Source organism: Frankia sp. AgKG'84/4 (genome assembly GCF_023242965.2).
Lineage (GTDB): Bacteria > Actinomycetota > Actinomycetes > Frankiales > Frankiaceae > Frankia.
In genome coordinates this window covers 1-2,165 of record NZ_JALKFU020001292.1, presented here as the reverse complement: position 1 = coordinate 2,165, position 2,165 = coordinate 1, and the positions used below count along the sequence as shown (strand labels likewise).

Here is a 2,165-nt window from a genome sequence, read left to right as displayed (position 1 = left end):
CCCCAGGACGGGCTGCGCGGCCCGGCCGCGGACCTAGCGACCGCCCGCGACCGCTTCACCGACGCCGGGCGTGCGCTGAGCGCCGCCACCCGCGACCCCGCCGATCTGGTGCGCCTCGAACGGGACAGCCGCCAGCTCGCCCGCCTCATCGACCTCGACCTGCCCCCCGGCGTCGACATCGGCGAGCTGGCGGCGCCGGAGGGCCGCGGCAACCATCCCTACGGCCGCGAGCTGGCCGACGGCCTGCGGCTGCGCGGAGTCCTCCCGCGCGGCGGCTCGACCGGCGTCACGAGCGGCACCGTCGAGGACGCCCAGGGTCAGACGATCTTCGAGGGCGACGTGTGGCACCACCACGACGGCGGCTTCCGGGTCGACGACGGCGACGGCGGCCATCAGGACTACGACGGCACCGGCCGGCTCACCGCCACCACGCTGCACTACCCCCGAAGCCGGCAGGTCGGCGTGCTCTGGGGAGACGTCGAGATCGACCCGTCCGGCACCAGCGCGGTGCTGAACCGCCCCGGCGTGCCCCGGGCGAACCTCACCGTGGAGCACACCGCCGCCGGCCTGACCCTGACCGGCCCCGACGGTCACGTGCTGACCGTCGGCCGCGACGGCCGGATCCACGGCGAACAGACCCCCGCCGCCGAACCGACCGGCCCCGCGCCCTCGCGGGACTCCCCGCCGCTGTGGACCTCCACACTCGCCCGCGAGCGGCTGACCGGCCTGTCGCGGCCCGCCGGCCGACTGGAGCTCGACTGGTCCGCCGGGCGGGCCCGCACCGTGGACACCACCGGGATGACCCACGACTGGTCGCTGCGCTGGTCCGGTGACGGCTTCGTTGACCTGCGCGACGGTGCCAACTCCCGCACCTACACCACCGACGGCCTGCTGGTCGGCGAGGGTGTCGAGCTGCGCGACCCGGCCGGCGAACGGTTCGCGGCCACGCTGATCCTGGTGTTGAACCACGTGCCGAGCCCGGACGCCGGGCCGTACGGCCTCGTCGTCGACGGCATGGAGGCCGACGACATCGAGGTCAGCCGTACTCGCGACGACACCTACCGGTTGACCCACACCGCTGGCCCCCAGCGCGGCGAGTTCTGGGAGACCGGCCGGGGCGGCCGCATGCGCCGCCAGTTCATGACGCTGACCCTTCCTGACCCCGACCCGATTCCGCCCGGCACCACCGCGCAGCCCGGCACCACCACTCCGGCCGGCACCACCACTCCGGCCGGCACCACCACTCCGGCTGGCACCACCACTCCGGCTGGCGACACCACTCCGGCCGGCGACACCACTCCGGCCGGCGACACGGCCCCACGGCCGGACGCCGACCCCGAGGCCGCGCCGGCGCCCGCCGTGCTCGGCACCGCGGACATCGACTGGACGGCCGGGACCGCCCGAACGGTCGACCTCGCGGGCGTCACCCGCGACTGGTCGCTCACCCCCGAGGACGACGGCGGCTTCCTCCTGAGCCGGCCCGACGGCGCCCGCCAGCTCTTCGACGTGGACGGCATCCTGCGCGAGTCCACCGCCGGGCGACCCGCTGCGGTCACGCCCGCGCCGCCGTCGCCGACCGACGAGATCACCGCCGCCCCGGCGCGACCCGCCGTCCCGGTCGCCCCGGACGTCGCGCCGCTGGACCCGAGCACCCTGCCCGAGGCCGAACGCGACCTGCTGCGCTGGGTCCGCCAGGACCTGACCGCCCGGCCCGACCTCGCCGACCCGTCGACCACCTCGACGTCGATCACCGACCAGCAGATCCTCGACACCTACCACCGGCTGCGCGCCGACCAGCGCTACCGCTCCACGCTCACCCGAACCATGGCGCCCATCGTCAGCGCCACCGTCCGCGGGCTCGAACCCGGCGGCCTGCGCGGCGGCTCCGGGCGGCCCACCGCCCCCACCGCCCCCACCGCCCCCACCGCCCCTGCCGACGACGCCCCGCTGTCCGCCCCCGAACCCACGGACGCCACCAGCGAGCCCGAGACCGAACCCACCGCCGGGAGCGAGGCCGCGGTCGAGACCGAACTCCCGGCGGAGCCGGAACTCCCAGCCGAGCCCCAGCTCGCCGCCGCGTCCGAGCTCGCCGCCGCGTCCGAGCTCGCCGCCGAGGGCGAGTCCGCGCCCCACGTCGAGCTGCCGGCGGGAGCGCAGTCCTCCTC

General features: G+C 76.6%; 1 pseudogene. It reads left to right on the top strand.

The features are described 5' to 3' along the window. A pseudogene (locus MXD58_RS29770) lies at positions 1-2,165 on the top strand (hypothetical protein); the annotation flags it as partial.